The sequence below is a fragment of the Mesorhizobium sp. M0601 genome, from assembly GCF_040320845.1.
GTDB lineage: Bacteria > Pseudomonadota > Alphaproteobacteria > Rhizobiales > Rhizobiaceae > Mesorhizobium.
Genome location: NZ_JAMYQK010000002.1, coordinates 294,116 through 312,310 on the forward strand (window position 1 = coordinate 294,116; position 18,195 = coordinate 312,310).

Genomic DNA, 18,195 nt, shown 5'->3' on the forward strand with positions numbered 1-18,195 from the left:
TAGCTTCAGAACCGGTAACAGCCAAGAAAAAGCCCGGCGCGGAGCCGGGCTGTATTCGACGATCGGCAGTGAGTTGGCAGCGACGCCGTTTCAGTGATCCATCGCTTTGACGATCTCCTCGGTCATCTTCTTGGCGTCGCCGAGCAGCATCATGGTGCCGTCCTTGTAGAACAGCGTGTTGTCGATGCCGGCATAGCCGGAGCCGAGCGAGCGCTTGACGAACAGGCAGGTGCGGGCCTTGTCGACATCGAGGATCGGCATGCCGTAGATCGGTGACGACTTGTCGTCACGGGCCGAGGGATTGGTGACGTCGTTGGCGCCGATGACATAGGCGACGTCGGCCTGCGCGAACTCAGAGTTGACGTCCTCCAGCTCGAACACTTCGTCATAAGGCACGTTGGCTTCGGCCAAGAGCACGTTCATGTGGCCGGGCATGCGGCCGGCAACCGGGTGGATGGCGTATTTGACGTCGACGCCGTTGGCCTTGAGCTTGTCGGCCATCTCGCGCAGCGCGTGCTGCGCCTGGGCGACGGCCATGCCGTAGCCCGGCACGATGATGACCTTTTGCGCATTCATCATCAGATAGGCGGCATCCTCGGCCGAGCCCTGCTTGACCGTGCGCTCGATGCCGTCGTTGGCAATGGCTGATGTCTCGCCGCCGAAGCCGCCGAGGATGACCGAGATGAAGCTCCGGTTCATGCCTTTGCACATGATGTAAGACAGGATGGCGCCCGACGAGCCGACCAGCGCGCCGGTGATGATCAGCGCCAGATTGCCGAGCGTGAAGCCCAGGGCGGCCGCGGCCCAGCCCGAATAGGAATTCAGCATCGACACGACCACCGGCATATCGGCGCCACCGATCGGGATGATGAGAAGCACACCCAGCACCAGCGAGGCGGCAACGATCAGCCAGAACACCACCTTGGACTCGGTGGTGACGAGCAGCACGATCAGCACGATCAGCGCAATGCCCAGGGCCGCGTTGATGAAGTGGCGGCCACCGATCATGATCGGCTTGCCCGACATGCGGCCGTCAAGCTTCAAGAAGGCGATGACCGAGCCGGTGAAGGTGATGGCACCTATGGCAACGCCGAGGCTCATCTCGATCAGTGCCTGGGCATGAATATCGGCGACGGTGCCGATGCCGAAGCTTTCCGGTGCATAGATGGCGGCGGCCGCCACCATGACCGCGGCAAGACCGACCAGCGAGTGGAAGGCGGCGACCAGCTGCGGCATCGAGGTCATGGCAATGCGCCGTGCCGTGACCGCACCGGCCGAGCCGCCTATCAGCAGCCCGAGCACTATGAGGCCGAAGCGCCCGGCCGAAGGGGTCGCCAGCGCCAGCGTCGTGGCGATGGCGATGCCCATGCCGATCATGCCGTACATATTGCCCTGGCGGCTGGTGGTCGGATGCGACAGGCCGCGCAATGCGAGGATGAACAGGATGCCGGAGACCAGATAGAGAAAGGAGGCGAAGTTGGCGTTCATGGCGGCCTACTTTTCCTTCTTCTTGTACATGGCCAGCATGCGCTGGGTGACGAGGAAGCCGCCGAAGATGTTGACCGATACCAGCATCAGCGCAACGAAGCCGAAGCCGGTGGCAAGCCCTGAGGCCGAGATGCCGACGGCCAGCAGCGCGCCGACGACGATGACGGAGGAAATGGCGTTGGTGACCGCCATCAGCGGCGTGTGCAGTGCCGGCGTGACGGACCACACGACGTAGTAGCCGACGAAGATCGCCAGGACAAAGATGGCGAAGCGAAAGACGAAAGGATCGATGGCACCGCCGGACAGCGCGTGAGCGGCGTCACCCACCGCCTCGGTGCCGGGCGCGGCCGCCAGGTTCTGCACGGCGAGCCGCACGGCAGCTGTCGCCTGGTCGAGCTGGTCGAGGGCTTTCTGCAGCGTCTGATCCATCACGCGATCCCTCCGGTGGTCTTGGGCTTCCTCGAAGCGGCCGTTTTCTTCGCAGCCGGCTTCGCCGAAGCCTCGGCAACCATCGTCCTGGCCGGAATGGCCGGTGGTTCGACATATTGGCCCTTTGGCGGCTCCTGCTCAGCCTTTGCGAAAGCCGGATGCACGATCTTGCCAGCATCGGTCAGCATGGTTGCCTTGACCAGCTCGTCGTCGCGGTTGATGGCAAGCGTCTTCGTCGCTTTGTCGACCAGCGTCTCAAGGAAGGCATAGAGGTTCCTGGCATAGAGAAGCGAGGCCGAGGCGGCGACGCGACCGGGAACGTTGAGATGGCCGACGATCTTTACCCCGTTGGCCGTGGTCACCACCTTGCCGGCTTCGGCGCCCTCGACATTGCCGCCGCGCTCGACCGCGAGGTCGACGATCACAGAGCCGGGTTTCATCGAGGCGACCATTGCCGCCGAGACCAGCTTCGGCGCCGGACGGCCGGGGATCAGCGCGGTGGTGATGACGATGTCCTGCTTGGCGATGTGCTCGGCAGTCAGCGCCGCCTGCTTGGCCTGGTATTCCTTCGACATTTCCTTGGCGTAGCCGCCGGCCGTCTCGGCCGCCTTGAACTCCTCGTCCTCGACGGCCAGGAATTTTGCGCCGAGCGAGGCGACCTGCTCCTTGGCGGCCGGGCGCACGTCGGTGGCGGTGACCACGGCGCCGAGGCGGCGCGCGGTGGCGATGGCCTGCAGACCGGCGACGCCGACGCCCATGACGAACGCCTTCGCTGCCGGTACGGTGCCGGCCGCCGTCATCATCATCGGTAACGCCCGGTCATATTCGGCAGCCGCGTCGATCACCGCCTGATAGCCGGCGAGGTTGGCCTGGCTGGATAGAACGTCCATCGACTGGGCGCGGGTGATGCGCGGCATGAACTCCATGGAGAAGGCAGTAACACCGGCCTTGGCAAGGGCAGCGACGGCAGCGTCGTTGCCGTAGGGATCCATGATCGCGATGACAGCGGCGCCGGACTTGTAGCCCTTCAGCTCGGCGTCCGTGGGGCGGCGCACCTTCAGCACCACATCGGCCCTGGCTGCATCGCCGGCCTTGCCGATCGCGGCGCCCGCCTTGGCAAACTCCTCGTCGGGAACGCGCGACGCCGTGCCGGCGCCGGTTTCCACGATTACGTCGAAACCCAGTGCTGCCAGCCGCTTCACCGTATCGGGCGAGGCCGCGACGCGAGGCTCGTTTGCGTCGAGCTCACGAGGGATGAAAACCGTCTGTCCCACCGCACGATCCTTTCGGCCGGAACCCTGTTACCGCAAGACACCGACCGACCCCGGCGGCGCCTTCGACAAAGGTTGGAGGAGTTATCGGAGGATAAAGGCGCCGATGGCCAGGATCAGCACGAAGAGGATAGTCGCCGAGAAGAAGCCGCCCACAAAGAAGCCGAACGCCATGGCAAGAAGCACGGCGGCGCAAAATAGCGACCCATATTTGGCCAGCATCACAAAGCCGGCATAGGTGCGGTCGTGCTCGGCATAGTCCATCTTCGCGCCCAGTTCGACAGGACCGGTCGGCGTGTGTTCAGCCATTGGAATACCCCTTCGAAGACATCTTTCAGGCACATAGCGAAAAGCCGCGTTAAGGGCAATGGCGCTATTGCCGCATCGCCGCAGCCAACAATCTCAAGTAAAACTTGAAATCGCTGCGCGGAGCGCGGCGATACCAATCACAATGGATGGCAGGTCCGCTATTGCCGATGCCGTTAGCCGGCGAGATGCGGGAACAGCCCGAGCAGGCCGACAACGATCAGATAAAGGGCGACGATATAATTGAGCAGCCGCGGCATCACCAGGATCAGCACGCCTGCGATCAGGGCGATGAGCGGGGTGAGGGCGAGCGTGGAAATGGTCATGTCGGTTCCTTTGATCGGATGGCTATCGAAGCGATGCTTGGTGGATGCCGGCCATGCCGACCTACCACCAGCACCCTTGCCCAGAACGCCGAAGCGACCGGAAGGCTCCATGGGCTCGTTCAGGCGGCTTCGCGAAAATACTTGGCGGTGGGCAGGATGGTCAGCGGGGCGAGTTCGCCGGCACCGGGCGTATCGAACAACATGCGCTGCTCCATTGGCGTCGAACGGAAGAACGGAAAGCGAGCGTAGGTTTCATTCTTGATCGCCAGGACATCGGCTTGATAAAGCAGCGCGAAACAGTTGATCACGCCGGCATAGGGCCGCGCATCGCCAATCGGTCGCGCCCGATAGATGCGCTTGTAGAAAGCCGCATGGTCCTCGCGGATCATGGATATGCAATAAGGCGCGCCGAAATGGAAGCAAGCCATGCCCGCAAGGCGCAGCGTCACATACGGGATCTGCGGGTAAAGCCGTGACCATTCGGCGTCCACGGCAAAACGGCTCGGATCGATAAAGACTTCGCCGGCCGCCAGACGCGGCATCAACAAGTCCTTGTAGACGCTGAGTGCTGGTGATGTGGCGTTATCAGCAGACACGTTATGCAGGCGCATTGTGCTGACCAGCCGCCCCTCGATATAGATTCCGAACGTATGGCAATTGGGCAGTTCGTCAAACTCGTCATGGACCTGACGGGACGCATTCTCGGGCACCAGATCGTTCATCCGATAGGAATTGTAGCGCAGCCTGTAAATGTTTTCGAAGTCCTCGCCGCTTTCACAGCGTCGGTACTCCGTCCGGTCAAGCAGCGCATAAACATGTTGCGCGAAGCTGGACATGGTCTCGGACGCATCTTTCCCACCAGCGCCCGCCGCATGGCCGAGCGAACTCAACTGGGCACACATGAACTCTATTCCCCGCGATTACCGCCACCAGCCGACACTACGGACGGGTCATGAGATGTAAAGATGAAAATAAGTAGGAGCTCGTTTACCGCCCGTTAAGGTTAACAATTAATAAAATTATACTAAAATACGCAGGTTTTCAGCGCGAAGTCAGCGCCGCGGCGCCTTCCTTGCCGTCTGGATGTCCTTGGCAAAGGGCCAGACGGTGCTCGACATCGTCTCGATGCCGGACGCGCTGAGTGCCGACCCGAACAGAAAGCCCTGGACCAGGTCCGGCTTGACCTGCAATGCCAGGATCTTGAGCTGTTCGAAGGTCTCGACACCTTCGACGGTAACCGAAAGTCCCAGCGGCCGTGACAGGTTGACGATGCCCTTGAGCAATTCGAGCGACCGGCTGTTCTGAGTGACATCCATCAGGAACGAGCGGTCGATCTTGATTTTGTCGAGCGGCAGTTTGTGGAGATAGCTGAGGCTCGAATACCCGGTACCGAAATCGTCGAGCGCAATGCGCACGCCGAGCCGCTTCAACTCCTCGATATATTGGCGTGTCAGCGACTTGTCGTCGAGCAGCGCCGTCTCGGTGACCTCAATCTCCAGACGTCCGGCGGAGAGACCGGATTCAGCCAGCGCGTCGCGAACCTTCTGGATGACATCACGGTTGCGGAAATCCTTGGCCGAGAGATTGACCGACACGCTGGTCTGGGCCGGCCATTTGGCGCATTCCGTGCAGGCCGCATGCAGGACGAAGGTGCTGATGTCGGAAATAATCCCCATTTCCTCCGCCAGCGGAATAAAGATACCGGGGGAAATCGGCCCGAGATCGGGATGATCCCAGCGGCACAGCGCTTCGCAACTGGCGATACGCATCGTGCTCATCGCGACGATCGGCTGATAGACCACCCGCAATTCGTTGTTTTCCACGGCGCTGCGCAGGTCCGCCTTCATCAGCTGACGGCTGCGGAAGGCAGCATCCATGGAGGCCTCGAACAGCCGCCAACCGTTCTTGCCAAGCTCCTTGGCCTTGTAGAGTGCAAGGTCGGCTTTGACGATCATGTCGTCAACGTCGGTATCCTTGACCCGCGACAGCACCGCGCCGCCGGAGGCCTGGATGCGTAATCCGTGGCCGGCGACATCGACCTCGCCCTGTAGATTGACAAAGATCTCGTCAACCTGGCCGGTCAGGTGGCTTTCATCCTCGATGCGCTCGAAGAAGATCATGAACTCGTCGCCGCCGAAGCGGCTGACGGTGATGCCTGGCCCAGCGACTGCCGCCAGCCGCTCGGCAACGGCGTAGATCAATCCGTCGCCGACCGGATGGCCGAGCGTGTCGTTGACGCTCTTGAAATCATCGAGATCGAGCACCACCAGCCCGCAGAGACGCTCGGGATCCCCTGAGGCCATGGCTTCCACCACCAACTCGTGGAAGTAGGCGCGGTTGGGCAGGCCGGTGAGACTGTCGTAGCGCGCCATGAAGCGGATCTTGTCTTCCGCCTCGACCCGGGCGGTCACATCCTCGAAAGTGACGACGCCCAGTTCCTGGCTGCCTTCGCGCGCCGAAAATTCATAGTGCTGGCCGTTGGTGAGCGAGACCAGGACCTTGCGGTCGCGGCCCTCGCGCAACGCACGCGTCAGCTGGGCTTCGATGTAACGGCAATCTTTCGGCGCCAGCATGCCGCCTGCAGCGCCGCGCATCAGCAGACCGTGGATCGAGCGGCCTAGCAGCGCATCGGCCGATTTGAGCGACATCAGGTGCGCGGCTTCGGCATTGGCCACCGCCACCCGGCCGTCGGGACCAAGCATGACAAGGCCATGCGACATGGTGTTGAGCGCGCGGTTGAAACGCTGCGCGATGCGGTTCGCCTTCTTTTCCTCCGACAGGGCGGTAAACAGGACTTCGCGGACGATGTCGGCGAACCGTTTGATCGCAAACAGAAAAGGGGCCGACATCAGACCGAGGATGATGTGGTAGATATCGCCGCGCAGGATAAAGCCAAGCGATATGGGCCATGTGGTGGTTATGATAAAAATCATGACCATCCGCGGCGACCCATAATTGCGGCCGGCAATCGACGTGACCGATGCCAGAGTGACGCAGACAGAGGCTATTTCGGCATAGTTGTCGTGGCTGTCATTTGCCAGATAGATACTGACGAAACAGAACGCGCCAAGCATGAAACCATGCATCGAACCGAAAATTATGTAATCGTTTTCGCGATCATGGGCTTCTTCCCACGTCGTCGGGGAAGGAAGTCGCCCGTATTTTCGGATGTTGCGAAGGCGCAGAGTACCGACAATGATGAGCCCAGCGGCAACTAGAAGATACGCCAAGTCCATGGTCTTCCAATAGACCAGAATGACGAGGAGTGTCTGCGCAACAAGGCCGATCGACAGCGTGAACCCGTCGCGAAACAGCGTTTCCACGAACGGAATGTAAACGTCGACCGGAATCTCGTTTTTTCGTCTCAGATTCACGTCTGGATCCCAACCCTGGGGAACCCAGCAGTGTCACATTGGCCTTAAGAAAGGTTTAGAGCGGCGTTTCGAACCCTGCCAACATCCATTGGTGACGCGGCGGAAGCAGGGAAACTACCGTTCAGGTAAACAAGGCGTATCACAGCGCTGAATTATTCGGCGGCTTGAAGTTGCGGCCGCAGCGGCGCCGTCGAGAGGCGGTCGAGCAGACGCTGGCGTTCGCCGGCGGCTTTTTCGGCACTGGCCTGCTTGACGTGGCCAAAGCCGCGGATGAGCGCCGGTACCGAAACAAGCGCGGCAGCAACCTCGATCTTGCCCGGCGCCAGCGCGCCGGCGACAAGTTCCAGGTCGGCTTCATAGAGGGCGAGAAGCTGCCGCTCCATACGCCTCTCGGCGCTGTAGCCGAACAGGTCGAAAACGGTGCCGCGCAGGCCCTTCATTGCCGCCAGCAGGCGGAACGCGTTCATCATCCACGGGCCAAAGCTCGATTTCTTCGGCTTCCCGTCACTGCCGCGCCTGCCCATGATCGGCGGTGCGAGATGGAATTCAAGCTTGCCGTAGCTCTGGAACTGCTTTGCGAGCTCTGCGGCAAAGGAGCCGTCCGTATAAAGCCGCGCCACCTCGTATTCGTCCTTGATCGCCATCAGCTTGAACAGGTTCTTTGCGGCAGCCTCGGTCACCACGGTCGACCCGGGCACAGCATTGGTTTCGGCCTTGCGCAGCGCCGCCAGTCTGTCGGCATAGCGCTTGCCATAGGCGGCGTTCTGGTAGGCGGTCAGGAAGCCGACGCGGCGAGCAATGATATCGTCCAGCGTCTCGGCAATGGCGGCATGCTGCGTGGCCTTGCCCGGCTGGGCGAGAAGGCTGCGGACGAAATCCGGCTGGTGGGCGGCGCGGCGGCCCCAGCGAAATGCCGCGACATTCATCGCTACCGCCTCGCCGTTGAGCTCGATCGCCTTCTCGACCGCCTCCGTCGACAGCGGCAAGCCGCCATGCTGGAAGGCGAATCCGAGCATGAACATGTTGGCACCAAGCGAGCTGCCGAACAGGGCAGTGGCGGTGCGGGTAGCGTCGAAGAAATGCGTCCTGTCGTCGCCCGCGGCCGTTCTTATCGCCTTCTTCAGCCGCTCGACGGGCAGCGAGAAATCGGCCGAACGGGCGAACTCGCCCGGCATGATCTCGGCAGTGTTGGCGAGGAAGATGGTATGGCCTTCGCGCACCGCGGCCAACACCTTCTTGGCACCTGAAACGACGAGATCGCAGCCGAGCACGAGATCGGCCTTGCCGGCCGATACCCGAATGGCGTGGATGTCGTCCGGCGTGCGGGCGATGCGGACATGGGTGAACACCGAGCCGCCCTTCTGGGCGAGGCCGGCCATGTCGATCATGCCGCAGCCCTTGCCTTCCAGGTGCGCGGCCATGCCCAGCACCGCGCCTATGGTGACGACGCCGGTGCCGCCGACACCGTCGATGATCGCCGCCCAGCCTTGTTCACCGAGCGCAAATTGCGCCGGCGCCGGCACCCCCGCGAGCGGGTCGGCCGCGCCGGCTATGCCTTCGGCTTTCCTGATTTTGGCGCCGTGAACGGTGACGAAGGAGGGGCAGAAACCGTTGACGCAAGAGAAGTCCTTGTTGCAGCTCGACTGGTCGATCTTGCGCTTGCGGCCGAATTCGGTCTCGACCGGCTGGATCGAGACGCAATTCGACTGCACGCCGCAATCGCCGCAGCCTTCGCAGACCAGCTCGTTGATGAAGATACGCTTGTCCGGATCGGGGAAGGTGCCGCGCTTGCGGCGGCGACGCTTCTCGGCGGCGCAGGTCTGGTCGTAGAGCAGCACCGAGACGCCTTTGACCGAACGCAACTCGCGCTGGACGAGATCGAGGTCGTCGCGGTGATGGATGGTGGCGCCGGCGGGAAATTCCACCTTGCCGGTATACTTGTCCGGCTCGTCGGTGACGATGGCGATGCGCTCCACGCCCTCGGCGCGCACCTGCCTTGCGATCATGTCTACCGTCAGGCCGCCCTCGTGCGGCTGCCCACCGGTCATCGCGACGGCGTCATTGTAGAGGATCTTGTAGGTGATGTTGGCGTCGGTCGACAGCGCGAAGCGTATCGCCAGCACACCCGAGTGGTTGTAAGTGCCATCGCCCAGATTCTGGAAGATGTGCTCGCGCTTCGAGAACGGCGCCTGGCCGACCCACTGCGCGCCCTCGCCGCCCATGGCGGTGAAGCCGACGGTGTTGCGGTCCATCCACAGCGCCATGAAATGACAGCCGATTCCGGCGGCGGCGAGCGAGCCGTCCGGCACCTTGGTCGAGGAATTGTGTGGGCAGCCGGAGCAGAAGAAGGGCGTGCGCGAGGCGATGTCTGACGTGTCGGCCAGCATCGCCTGGAACTGGCGCAATTTCGCAACCCGCGCGGCGATTTCTTCCGACGGGCCGATCGTTCGCAAAATCCTCTCGCCGAGCGCGATGGCAATATCGTTGGGGTCGAGCGCGCCCTTGGCCGGGAACAGCCAGTCGCCGGTCTCGTCCTTCTTGCCGACGATGACCGGCTGCGTCGCGGTGCCGTAAAGGTTCTCGCGCAGTTGCACCTCGATCAGCGAGCGTTTCTCCTCGACGACGACGATGGTATCGAGGCCGCGAGCAAAGTCGGCGATGTGTTGCAGGTCGAGCGGCCACGGGCAGCCGACCTTGAACAGCCTGATACCGATACGACTGGCGGCCGCTTCGTCGACGCCGATATCCTCCAGCGCCTGGCGAACATCGAGATAACTCTTGCCGATGGTGACGATGCCAAGCTTGGCGCTGGTGCCGCCCGAATAGACGATCCGATTCAGCCCATTGGCGTGGATGAACGCAGAAGCGGCGGCGCGCTTGTATTCATGCAACCGCTCCTCCTGGCCGAGCATGTCGATCTCGTTACGGATGTTGAGGCCGCCGGGCGGCATGTCGAAGTCCGGAATGACGATATCTAGCCGGTCAAGCGCGGCATCGACCGAGGCTGTCGATTCGATGTTGTCCTTGACGCATTTGATCGCCGCCCAGGTGCCGGCAAAACGCGACATGGCAAAGCCGTAAAGGCCGTAGTCGATGATCTCCTGGACGCCGGCCGGATTAAGGATCGGCACCATGTTGTCGACGAACAGGAACTCGGTGGCATGCGCGTTGGTCGAGGATTCGGCCATGTGGTCGTCGCCCATCAGAGCCAGCACGCCGCCATGTTTCGACGACCCGGCGAGATTGGCGTGGCGGAACACGTCGCCGGAGCGGTCGACGCCCGGACCCTTGCCGTACCAGACCGAAAAAACGCCGTCATGGGTACCCTCGCCCAGCAATTCGGCCTGCTGCGAGCCCCAGCAGGCGGTGGCGGCGAGCTCCTCGTTGAGACCGGGCTGGAAGACGATGTCCGACTGCGCGAGCTGGTTCCTGGCCTTCCACAGCTGCATGTCGAGGCCGCCGAGCGGCGAGCCGCGATAGCCGGAGACGAAACCGGCGGTGTTCAGGCCAGCCCGGCGGTCGCGCTCGCGCTGCATCAGAAGCATGCGGATGACTGCCTGGGCACCCGACAGGAAGATGCGCTCCTTTGCCAGGTCGAACTTGTCGTCGAGCGCGACATTGTGCAGCGTCATCAGGCATTTCCTGTGCGGAGGCCGCGCCTGGAGGTGCGCGGCCAACGTCGGAGTCGAGTGCCCACAGTCTTTCTTCCCTTGCCGGGGAGGTCAAACAAAATCGAAGGTGCCAGGCGGTCCGCAACAAACGATCCGTGCGCGGCCGTGTGGCGCCACGAAACGCCTGTCGGGGAGGATGGCCGAGCATGAAAAATTCCGGCGGCGGTCAGTGCCGCTGGTGATGCATCATGCAGCCTTTGGGCAACTGGGCTTCGGTTCACCGGGCAGCTTGCCGTCGACATGGCCGGCCAGGTCCTTGTTGAGCTCGTAGACTGGCCCGACCACCAGAGGCCGGTCGGGCAGGACCGACTGGTCGAGTGAGGACGTCAGAGTGGTCGCGAAACTCTGCAGCAACTTGCCGCTGGAATCCTCGATGCGGATCGACACCGCATAGGGCTTGTCCTTGACAACGCAGGTAAGCGGCGGGCTGGTGAGCGTCACATGCGGCAGCTTCGGCCATATTTTCTGGGTGACGATGATCGGATCACCGCCGGCCGGGTTCTGGAAGGAGACCACAGCGACCTGCCCCTCACCCACCGGCCGCAGCGGATTGAGAGTGATGACATAGGTGGCGATACCCAGCCGGTAGTTGAACTCGAACAGCTTCCCGGAAATGGCGAACAACTGGTCCTTGCCGGAATCACGGCAGGCGCCGAGCGCGGCCGCCGCGAACAACGCCGCGACGACAATCATCGCGCGTGAGAATCTTCTAGACATTGGTGACCTCCCTGGCCGCGGTCCGGCGGCGATAGTGTCGGTTTGCCTTCTGGCGGTTGCCGCACACCGCCATGTCGCACCAGAGGCGGCTGGAATTCCGGCTTTTGTCGACAAACAGCCAGCTGCAGTTCGGACATATCCTCAGCCTGGCGATGGTGTCGCTACACAGCAGCGACAGCGCCGAGACCGCAAGCGCGGCCTCGAAGGCAATCGGCGTCGCCGGATCACCGAACGGTTTTCCAGGCGTGCCGATTTCGGTGCGGCTATGAGCGAGGCCATCGGCGCAGGCTTCCAAGAATTTCGGCATATCGCCGGTCGCGATCGCACCTTTCGATACCGCGCCGCGAAACAGCCGATCGGTCGTCTCCCGGATCGACAGCACCACCGGTGCGATCTTTTCAGGCGCCGGCGCTACGAGCCGCCTGCCACCGAGCTCGGCGGCGCGAAAGGCACTCGCGGCTTCGGCAAAGCGGGCGATCTCGGCCGGATCGTCGAAACGGTCGAAAGTTTTCTCCGGATCGTTCCGCAAAACGACGGTGTTCGCCGTATCGAGCGCCAGCATGCCACCGGTAAAGCGGTGCGGAGTCCAGGATACTGTCATATGGCGAAATCTAACTGATAACTCGCGTTTGACAAGTTAGATTCCGGGTGCAACGCTCGTCACTGAGGCGATCGCCGTACTGAGAATATCGTTCGTCCCAAACCTCTGCCCCGATTGCGGGGCATGCATAGAGGGTCTTGCATGCTCTATTTCTTCCAGCAGGTTCTGAACGGGCTGCATTCGGGCGCGCTCTACGCATTGCTTGCATTCGGCTACGTGCTGACCAACGGCATCCTGCACCGTACCAATCTTGCCTATGGCGCGCTGTTCGCCTTTTGCGGGCATACGATGATCCTCACTGCGGCGTTCGGCTATCAGGCGCTGTGGTTGACGCTGTTTGCATCGGTCGCGCTCGGCGTAGCTGCGGCATTCCTTTATGCGGCGCTGCTCAGCCATGTCCTGTCGCGAAGTATCTTCGAACCGCTGGCCGACCGCTCGCCCAACGCCATCGTGGTGACGACGCTCGGCATATTGCTGGTCTTGTCGGAAGCCAGCCGCATCGCCGCCGATACCCATGACCTATGGTTGCCGCCAATGCTGGCCCAGACCATCGTCTTCGCGCAGAATGCCAGCTTCAAGGCGACGTTGACGCTGATCCAATTGCTCGATTGCGCCGCCGTACTGGCGGCCATGGCGCTGGCTGCCTGGGGCTTCGCATATTCGAGCTTCGGCCGGAGCTGGCGCGCCGTATCCGACGATCCCAAGGCGGCTGCGATGTGCGGCGTCGATGTTCGTGCGGTGTTTCGGCATGCGGTGCTTTTCGGCGGCCTTTGCGCGGCACTGGCCGGCGTGCTCGCCGCCTTCTACTACGGTAACATCAGCTTCGGCACAGGGTTGGTCTACGGGTTGAAGATCCTGTTCGTGACCGCAGTGGGCGGCTATCTCTCGCCTTTGCGGGCGGCACTGGGTGCCGCCGCTTTCGGCATGGCCGAATCGCTATGGGCCGGCTATTTCCCGCTCGAATGGCGGGACGGCTGGATGTACCTGTTCCTCGTCGCCATGCTTGTGCTGATCGGCGCCGGCCGCGACCAACAGAAGATCGCCTGAGCCGCACCCGACTTTGCTTGGACGAAAGCGCCGCATGTCCTTGGACATGCAAAGGACGCGGCAGCATTTTGCCGCCCGTCATCTCACAACTGTGTTTATGCGGGGTGTCCCGTGTTGACCCGCCGGACCACGCACTGCATACCGTTGGTCCACAGCGACACGACGGACAGGGAACCGCCGCGCTCTGACACAAGGGAGGAATGCATGGCAGGGCTTCTCGCTCTTTCCAGAACCATTGACCGTTTGAACGAATTCATCGGCAAATGGGTTTCGTGGCTGATCCTGCTGGCGATCCTGGTAAGCGCCGCCAACGCCGTCATCCGCAAGGTGTTCGACATGTCCTCGAACGCCTGGCTGGAATTGCAATGGTATCTGTTCGGCGCCGCCTTCATGCTGGCCGCCGCCTACACGCTGAAGCAGAACGACCATATCCGCATCGATATCGTCTACGGCATGTTCTCGCGCCGCGTGCAGCACTGGATCGACCTTTTCGGTCACGTCTTCTTCCTGATGCCGTTCGTGACGTTGATGGTGGTCTATTTCGTTCCCTATGTGTCGCTGTCGTATCGCAGCGGGGAGATGTCGAACAATTCCGGCGGGCTGATCATCTGGCCGGCGAAGGCGATTTTGCTGGTCGGCTTTTTTCTGCTCGCGCTGCAGGGCATTTCCGAAATCATCAAGAAAATCGCCATCATGCGCGGTCAGATGGACGATCCCACTCCGTTCATATCGGCGCATGAGCAGGCCGAACTCGAAGCCAAGGCGCTCGCCGAAGAGGTGCGCTCGTGATCGAGTTCATCGCCCAGAACATGGCGCCGATCATGTTCGCCTCGCTGGTCGTCTTCCTGCTGATCGGCTACCCCGTCGCCTTCTCGCTCGCCGCCAACGGCCTGATGTTCTTCTTCATCGGCGTGCTTCTGTCGCCCTATTCGGGCGGCTCGATCAATCTCGCCTGGCCGTTGCTGCACGCGTTGCCGGATAATTTCTATGGCAGCCGGGTGATGTCGAACGATACGCTGCTGGCGATCCCGTTCTTCACCTTCATGGGCATCGTGCTCGAACGATCCGGCATGGCCGAAGACCTGCTCGACACGATCGGCCAGCTGTTCGGACCGGTCCGTGGTGGCCTTGCCTATGCCGTGATTTTCGTCGGCGCGCTGCTTGCCGCGACGACCGGCGTGGTGGCGGCTTCCGTCATTGCCATGGGTCTGATTTCGCTGCCGATCATGCTGCGCTACGGCTACGACCGGCGGCTGGCATCCGGCGTCATTGCCGCGTCCGGGACGCTCGCCCAGATCATCCCGCCGTCACTGGTGCTGATCGTCCTGGCCGACCAGCTCGGCCGCTCGGTCGGCGATATGTACAAGGGGGCGCTGATCCCCGGGCTCATTTTGACCGGCATCTACATGCTCTACATCCTGCTCATGTCGATCTTTCGGCCGAAGTCGATGCCGGCACTGCCGCTTGAGGCCCGCACGCTCGGCCACGGTGTGCTGTCGCTGCTGGCGGCGCTGCTGGCGGCGGTGGTGGTTTCCTATGCGGCGTATCGCTACCTCGCGCCGAACCATGGCGGCAACGCCGATATTCTCGGCGCCACCATCGGCGTCATCTTCATCTATGTCGTGGCGATCGTCGACCAGCGCCTGAAGATCAACCTGATGTCCAGACTGGCACAGCAGGTGATCATCGTGCTGATCCCGCCGCTGGCGCTGATCTTCCTGGTGCTGGGCACCATCTTCCTTGGCATCGCCACGCCGACGGAAGGCGGCGCCATGGGCGCCGTCGGCGCGCTTGCAATGGCGGCGGTGAAGGGGCGGCTGTCGCTCGACGTGGTCAAGCAGGCGCTGGCCTCGACGACCAGGCTGTCGTCCTTCGTTCTGTTCATCCTGATCGGCGCGCGGGTGTTCTCGCTGACCTTCTACGGCGTCAATGGCCACATCTGGGTCGAGCACCTGTTGACGTCGCTGCCGGGCGGTGAAGTCGGTTTCCTGATTGGCGTCAACATCCTCGTCTTCGTGCTCGCCTTCTTCCTCGACTTTTTCGAGCTTGCCTTCATCATCGTGCCGCTTTTGGCGCCAGCGGCTGACAAACTCGGCATCGACCTGATCTGGTTTGGCGTGCTTTTGGGCGTCAACATGCAGACCTCCTTCATGCATCCGCCCTTCGGCTTCGCGCTGTTTTATCTGCGCTCGGTCGCCGCGCGCGTGCCCTATCTCGACCGACTCACCGGCAAGCAGATCGCGCCCGTCACCACAGGGCAGATCTATTGGGGCGCAGTGCCCTTCGTCTGCATCCAGGTGATCATGATCGGCCTGACCATCGCCTTCCCGCAGATGGTGATGCACTACAAAGGCACTGTCGTCGATCCTGGCACCATCAACTACCAGGTGCCGGAAACGCCTGGCATCGGCTTGTCGCCGCTTGGCACGCCGCCGGCCAACGGCGGCACTGCCCCGGCCTCACCTTCCCCACCGGATTTGTCGCAGCCGCCGAGCTTCGACGAAAAGCCGCCCGCGAAACCGGCGGCGCCGGCAATCGATCTGTCGCAACCACCGAGTTTCAACTGAGGAAGGCCCGGCAGCCATGAAGGCGGTTCGGTTGGAGCGAGTGGGCAGCCTCGCCGTGTGCGAGGTCGAGAAACCGACCGCCGGGCCGAACGATCTGCTGGTGCGCATCGAGGCGTGCGGCGTCTGCGGCACCGACAGGCATCTTTTCCATGGTGAATTCCCGTGCACGCCGCCGGTGACGCTCGGGCATGAATTCTCCGGCATCGTCGAGGCGGTCGGACCTGCCGTATCCGGCTTTTCCGTCGGCGACCGCGTCACCGGCGATCCCAACATTGCCTGTGGCCGATGCGAGCATTGTCAGGCCGGCCGGGTCAATCTCTGCGGCAATCTACGCGCCATCGGCATCCATCGCGATGGCGGCTTTGCCGAATATCTTGTCCTGCCCCAGAAACAGGCCTTCGTCTTGCCAGGCGATCTGAAGCCTACGCATGGTGCTTTCTGCGAGCCGCTCGGCTGCTGCCTGCATGGCGTGGACCTTGCCGCGATCAAACCAGGCTCGTCGGTCGCGGTGCTCGGCGGCGGCGTGATCGGCCTGCTCACCGTTCAACTGGCAAAGCTCGCCGGTGCGACGACCATTATCTTGTCGACCCGTCAGGCCTCGCGGCGGGCTCTTGCCGAGCAATTTGGCGCAACGGCGACGCTCGATCCCAGCGCCTTCGATGTCATCGATGCGATCGTCGGCCGGTCGGGTTTGATGCCGGGCGGCGTCGACGTGGTGTTCGAATGCGCCGGCGTGAAAGACACTGTTGAGCAGGCGATGCGGCTGGCCAAAGCGGGCGGCACCGTCGTCGTCGTCGGCGTGATGCCGCAAGGCATGAAAGTGGCGTTCGAACCGTTCGATCTGCTGTTCCGTGAGTTGAAGGTCCTGGCTTCCTTCCTCAACCCCTTTACCCATCGCCGGGCCGCCAATCTTATCGCCTCGGGGACGATCGAAGTAGATCGGCTGATATCACGACAGGTCAGCCTCGACGAGGCGGTGGCGATCATTGCCAACCCGCCGGCGCCAGGCGAGGTCAAGGTCGTGGTGGTGCCCGACTGATCGCAAATGAATGCGCTACGGCGCCAGTGTTCCGAAAGGAACACTGGCGCCGCGAAGCAACAGGATCAGAGCTTGGCATTGCGCTGCTGGACCATCATGAAGGTGTCATAGTTGTACTCGGCCACCTGCGCCCAGAGATAATGCTCCTTGCGGAACGCCTTGATCGAATCCCAGATCTTCTTGAACGGCGCATTCGAGGCTTCCATCTCGGCATAGACTTCGTTGGCCTTTTCGAAACAGGCGGCCATGATCTCCTGGCTGAACGGGCTCAACTTGGCACCGCCGGCAACCAGCCGCTTAACCGCCGCCGGATTGAGATAGTCGTATTTCTGCAGCATGTTGGCGTCGGCCGCTTGAGCGGCAGTATGCACCAGCGACTTGTAAGCCGGCGAAAGTTCGTCGTATTTCGCCTTGTTGAACATCAGATGGACGGTCGGTCCACCTTCCCACCAGCCGGGATAATAGTAATAGGGCGCAACCTTGTAGAAGCCGAGCTTCTCGTCGTCGTAAGGGCCGACCCATTCGGCGGCGTCGATCGTGCCTTTTTCCAACGCCGGATAAATGTCGCCACCGGCGATCTGCTGCGGAACCACCCCGAGCCTTTGCACCACTTTGCCGGCAAAACCACCGATACGCATCTTGAGGCCGGAAAGGTCGGCGACCGTTTTGATCTCCTTGCGGAACCAGCCACCCATCTGCACGCCGGTATTGCCGCCCGGCAGCCCGAACAGACCTTGCGTCGCCAGGAACTCGTTGAACAGATCGATGCCGCCGCCATGATAGTGCCAGGCGTTGATGCCGCGCGCGTTGAGCGAAAACGGAACCGCCGCTCCCAGCGCCCACGTCGGGTCCTTGCCCCAGTAATAGTATGCCACGGTATGGCAGGCCTCGACCGTGCCGGCTGTGGTGGCATCGGCGGCCTGCAGGCCGGGAACGAGTTCGCCGGAGGCGAAGACCTGGACCTGGAAGTTGCCGTCGGTCGCCTCCGACAGCATCTTGGAAAACACTTCGGCGCCGCCATAGATCGTATCGAGCGACTTCGGGAAGGACGACGCCAGTCGCCAGGTCACTTTCGGATTGGACTGGGCGATGGCCGGCGCAGCAAGTGTCGCGGCAGCGGCCGCAGCGCCGAAACCGGTGGTGCCGGCCTTGCGGATGAACGAACGACGATCCATGAAGTTCCTCCCTTTGGATCCACTGACCGACATTCGGGACACTTCGGCGCCCGGATCGGCTTCGAGCCGACAATACACAGGCAAGGAGTCGAGTCCAGCACGGCAGCCCGGTTTGAGTGGCGCATTTCGGGGAAATTCACGGCGTTGGGGCAGATCTTGCAACTATAGTCTAAGGTCGATTAAC

General features: G+C 62.2%; 15 protein-coding genes. 4 read left to right on the plus strand and 11 right to left on the minus strand.

Translation table 11 applies throughout. From position 1 onward, the window contains the following. Positions 1 to 90 precede the first annotated feature (90 nt). The 10 genes from NKI41_RS03790 to NKI41_RS03835 form a co-directional block, all read right to left on the minus strand. Positions 91 to 1,488, minus strand: a complete 1,398-nt coding sequence (locus tag NKI41_RS03790; protein WP_352681486.1) for an NAD(P)(+) transhydrogenase (Re/Si-specific) subunit beta — start codon at positions 1,486 to 1,488, stop codon at positions 91 to 93. A gap of 6 nt (positions 1,489 to 1,494) precedes the next feature. Next, complete coding sequence (locus NKI41_RS03795; protein ID WP_502893749.1) at positions 1,495 to 1,917, minus strand: NAD(P) transhydrogenase subunit alpha part 2; 423 nt, start codon at positions 1,915 to 1,917, stop codon at positions 1,495 to 1,497. Next, on the minus strand, positions 1,917 to 3,191 hold the full coding sequence (locus NKI41_RS03800) for a Re/Si-specific NAD(P)(+) transhydrogenase subunit alpha (RefSeq protein ID WP_352681490.1): 1,275 nt from the start codon (positions 3,189 to 3,191) through the stop codon (positions 1,917 to 1,919). Before NKI41_RS03800 ends, NKI41_RS03795 begins: the two co-directional genes overlap by 1 nt. 81 nt (positions 3,192 to 3,272) lie before the next feature. After that, positions 3,273 to 3,497: an aa3-type cytochrome c oxidase subunit IV gene (locus NKI41_RS03805; RefSeq protein WP_254816044.1), complete on the minus strand. Its 225-nt coding sequence runs from the start codon at positions 3,495 to 3,497 to the stop codon at positions 3,273 to 3,275. Positions 3,498 to 3,670: 173 nt separating this feature from the next. Continuing rightward, positions 3,671 to 3,820, minus strand: a complete 150-nt coding sequence (locus tag NKI41_RS03810; RefSeq protein ID WP_352469885.1) for a DUF3096 domain-containing protein — start codon at positions 3,818 to 3,820, stop codon at positions 3,671 to 3,673. 119 nt (positions 3,821 to 3,939) lie between these two features. Continuing rightward, positions 3,940 to 4,722: an N-acyl amino acid synthase FeeM domain-containing protein gene (locus NKI41_RS03815; protein WP_352469883.1), complete on the minus strand. Its 783-nt coding sequence runs from the start codon at positions 4,720 to 4,722 to the stop codon at positions 3,940 to 3,942. Positions 4,723 to 4,872: 150 nt separating this feature from the next. After that, positions 4,873 to 7,194 carry a putative bifunctional diguanylate cyclase/phosphodiesterase gene (locus NKI41_RS03820; protein WP_352681492.1) on the minus strand — a complete coding sequence of 774 codons (2,322 nt, stop codon included), beginning with the start codon at positions 7,192 to 7,194 and terminating at the stop codon, positions 4,873 to 4,875. Between the two features lie 152 nt (positions 7,195 to 7,346). Beyond that, positions 7,347 to 10,826, minus strand: coding sequence for an indolepyruvate ferredoxin oxidoreductase family protein (locus NKI41_RS03825; protein ID WP_352681494.1), 3,480 nt, complete (start codon positions 10,824 to 10,826; stop codon positions 7,347 to 7,349). Positions 10,827 to 11,051: 225 nt separating this feature from the next. Next, positions 11,052 to 11,582, minus strand: coding sequence for a hypothetical protein (locus NKI41_RS03830; RefSeq protein ID WP_352452209.1), 531 nt, complete (start codon positions 11,580 to 11,582; stop codon positions 11,052 to 11,054). Further along, positions 11,575 to 12,183, minus strand: a complete 609-nt coding sequence (locus NKI41_RS03835; RefSeq protein WP_352681496.1) for a CGNR zinc finger domain-containing protein — start codon at positions 12,181 to 12,183, stop codon at positions 11,575 to 11,577. Before NKI41_RS03835 ends, NKI41_RS03830 begins: the two co-directional genes overlap by 8 nt. A gap of 141 nt (positions 12,184 to 12,324) precedes the next feature. Here NKI41_RS03835 and NKI41_RS03840 point away from each other — a divergent pair, with 141 nt between their 5' ends. The 4 genes from NKI41_RS03840 to NKI41_RS03855 all read left to right on the plus strand — a co-directional run bounded on the left by NKI41_RS03840 (position 12,325) and on the right by NKI41_RS03855 (position 16,836). Further along, positions 12,325 to 13,230: a branched-chain amino acid ABC transporter permease gene (locus tag NKI41_RS03840; RefSeq protein ID WP_352681497.1), complete on the plus strand. Its 906-nt coding sequence runs from the start codon at positions 12,325 to 12,327 to the stop codon at positions 13,228 to 13,230. A gap of 204 nt (positions 13,231 to 13,434) precedes the next feature. Beyond that, positions 13,435 to 14,019, plus strand: coding sequence for a TRAP transporter small permease subunit (locus tag NKI41_RS03845; RefSeq protein WP_352452211.1), 585 nt, complete (start codon positions 13,435 to 13,437; stop codon positions 14,017 to 14,019). Then, on the plus strand, positions 14,019 to 15,797 hold the full coding sequence (locus NKI41_RS03850; protein WP_352470175.1) for a TRAP transporter large permease: 1,779 nt from the start codon (positions 14,019 to 14,021) through the stop codon (positions 15,795 to 15,797). The genes NKI41_RS03845 and NKI41_RS03850 overlap by 1 nt, the downstream gene beginning before the upstream one ends. Before the next feature lie 16 nt (positions 15,798 to 15,813). After that, complete coding sequence (locus NKI41_RS03855) at positions 15,814 to 16,836, plus strand: zinc-dependent alcohol dehydrogenase family protein (RefSeq protein WP_352681499.1); 1,023 nt, start codon at positions 15,814 to 15,816, stop codon at positions 16,834 to 16,836. A gap of 65 nt (positions 16,837 to 16,901) precedes the next feature. On the opposite strand, the gene NKI41_RS03860 is transcribed toward NKI41_RS03855, so the two are convergent. Further along, positions 16,902 to 18,011, minus strand: coding sequence for a TRAP transporter substrate-binding protein (locus NKI41_RS03860; protein ID WP_352540376.1), 1,110 nt, complete (start codon positions 18,009 to 18,011; stop codon positions 16,902 to 16,904). Between the last annotated feature and the right edge of the window lie 184 nt (positions 18,012 to 18,195).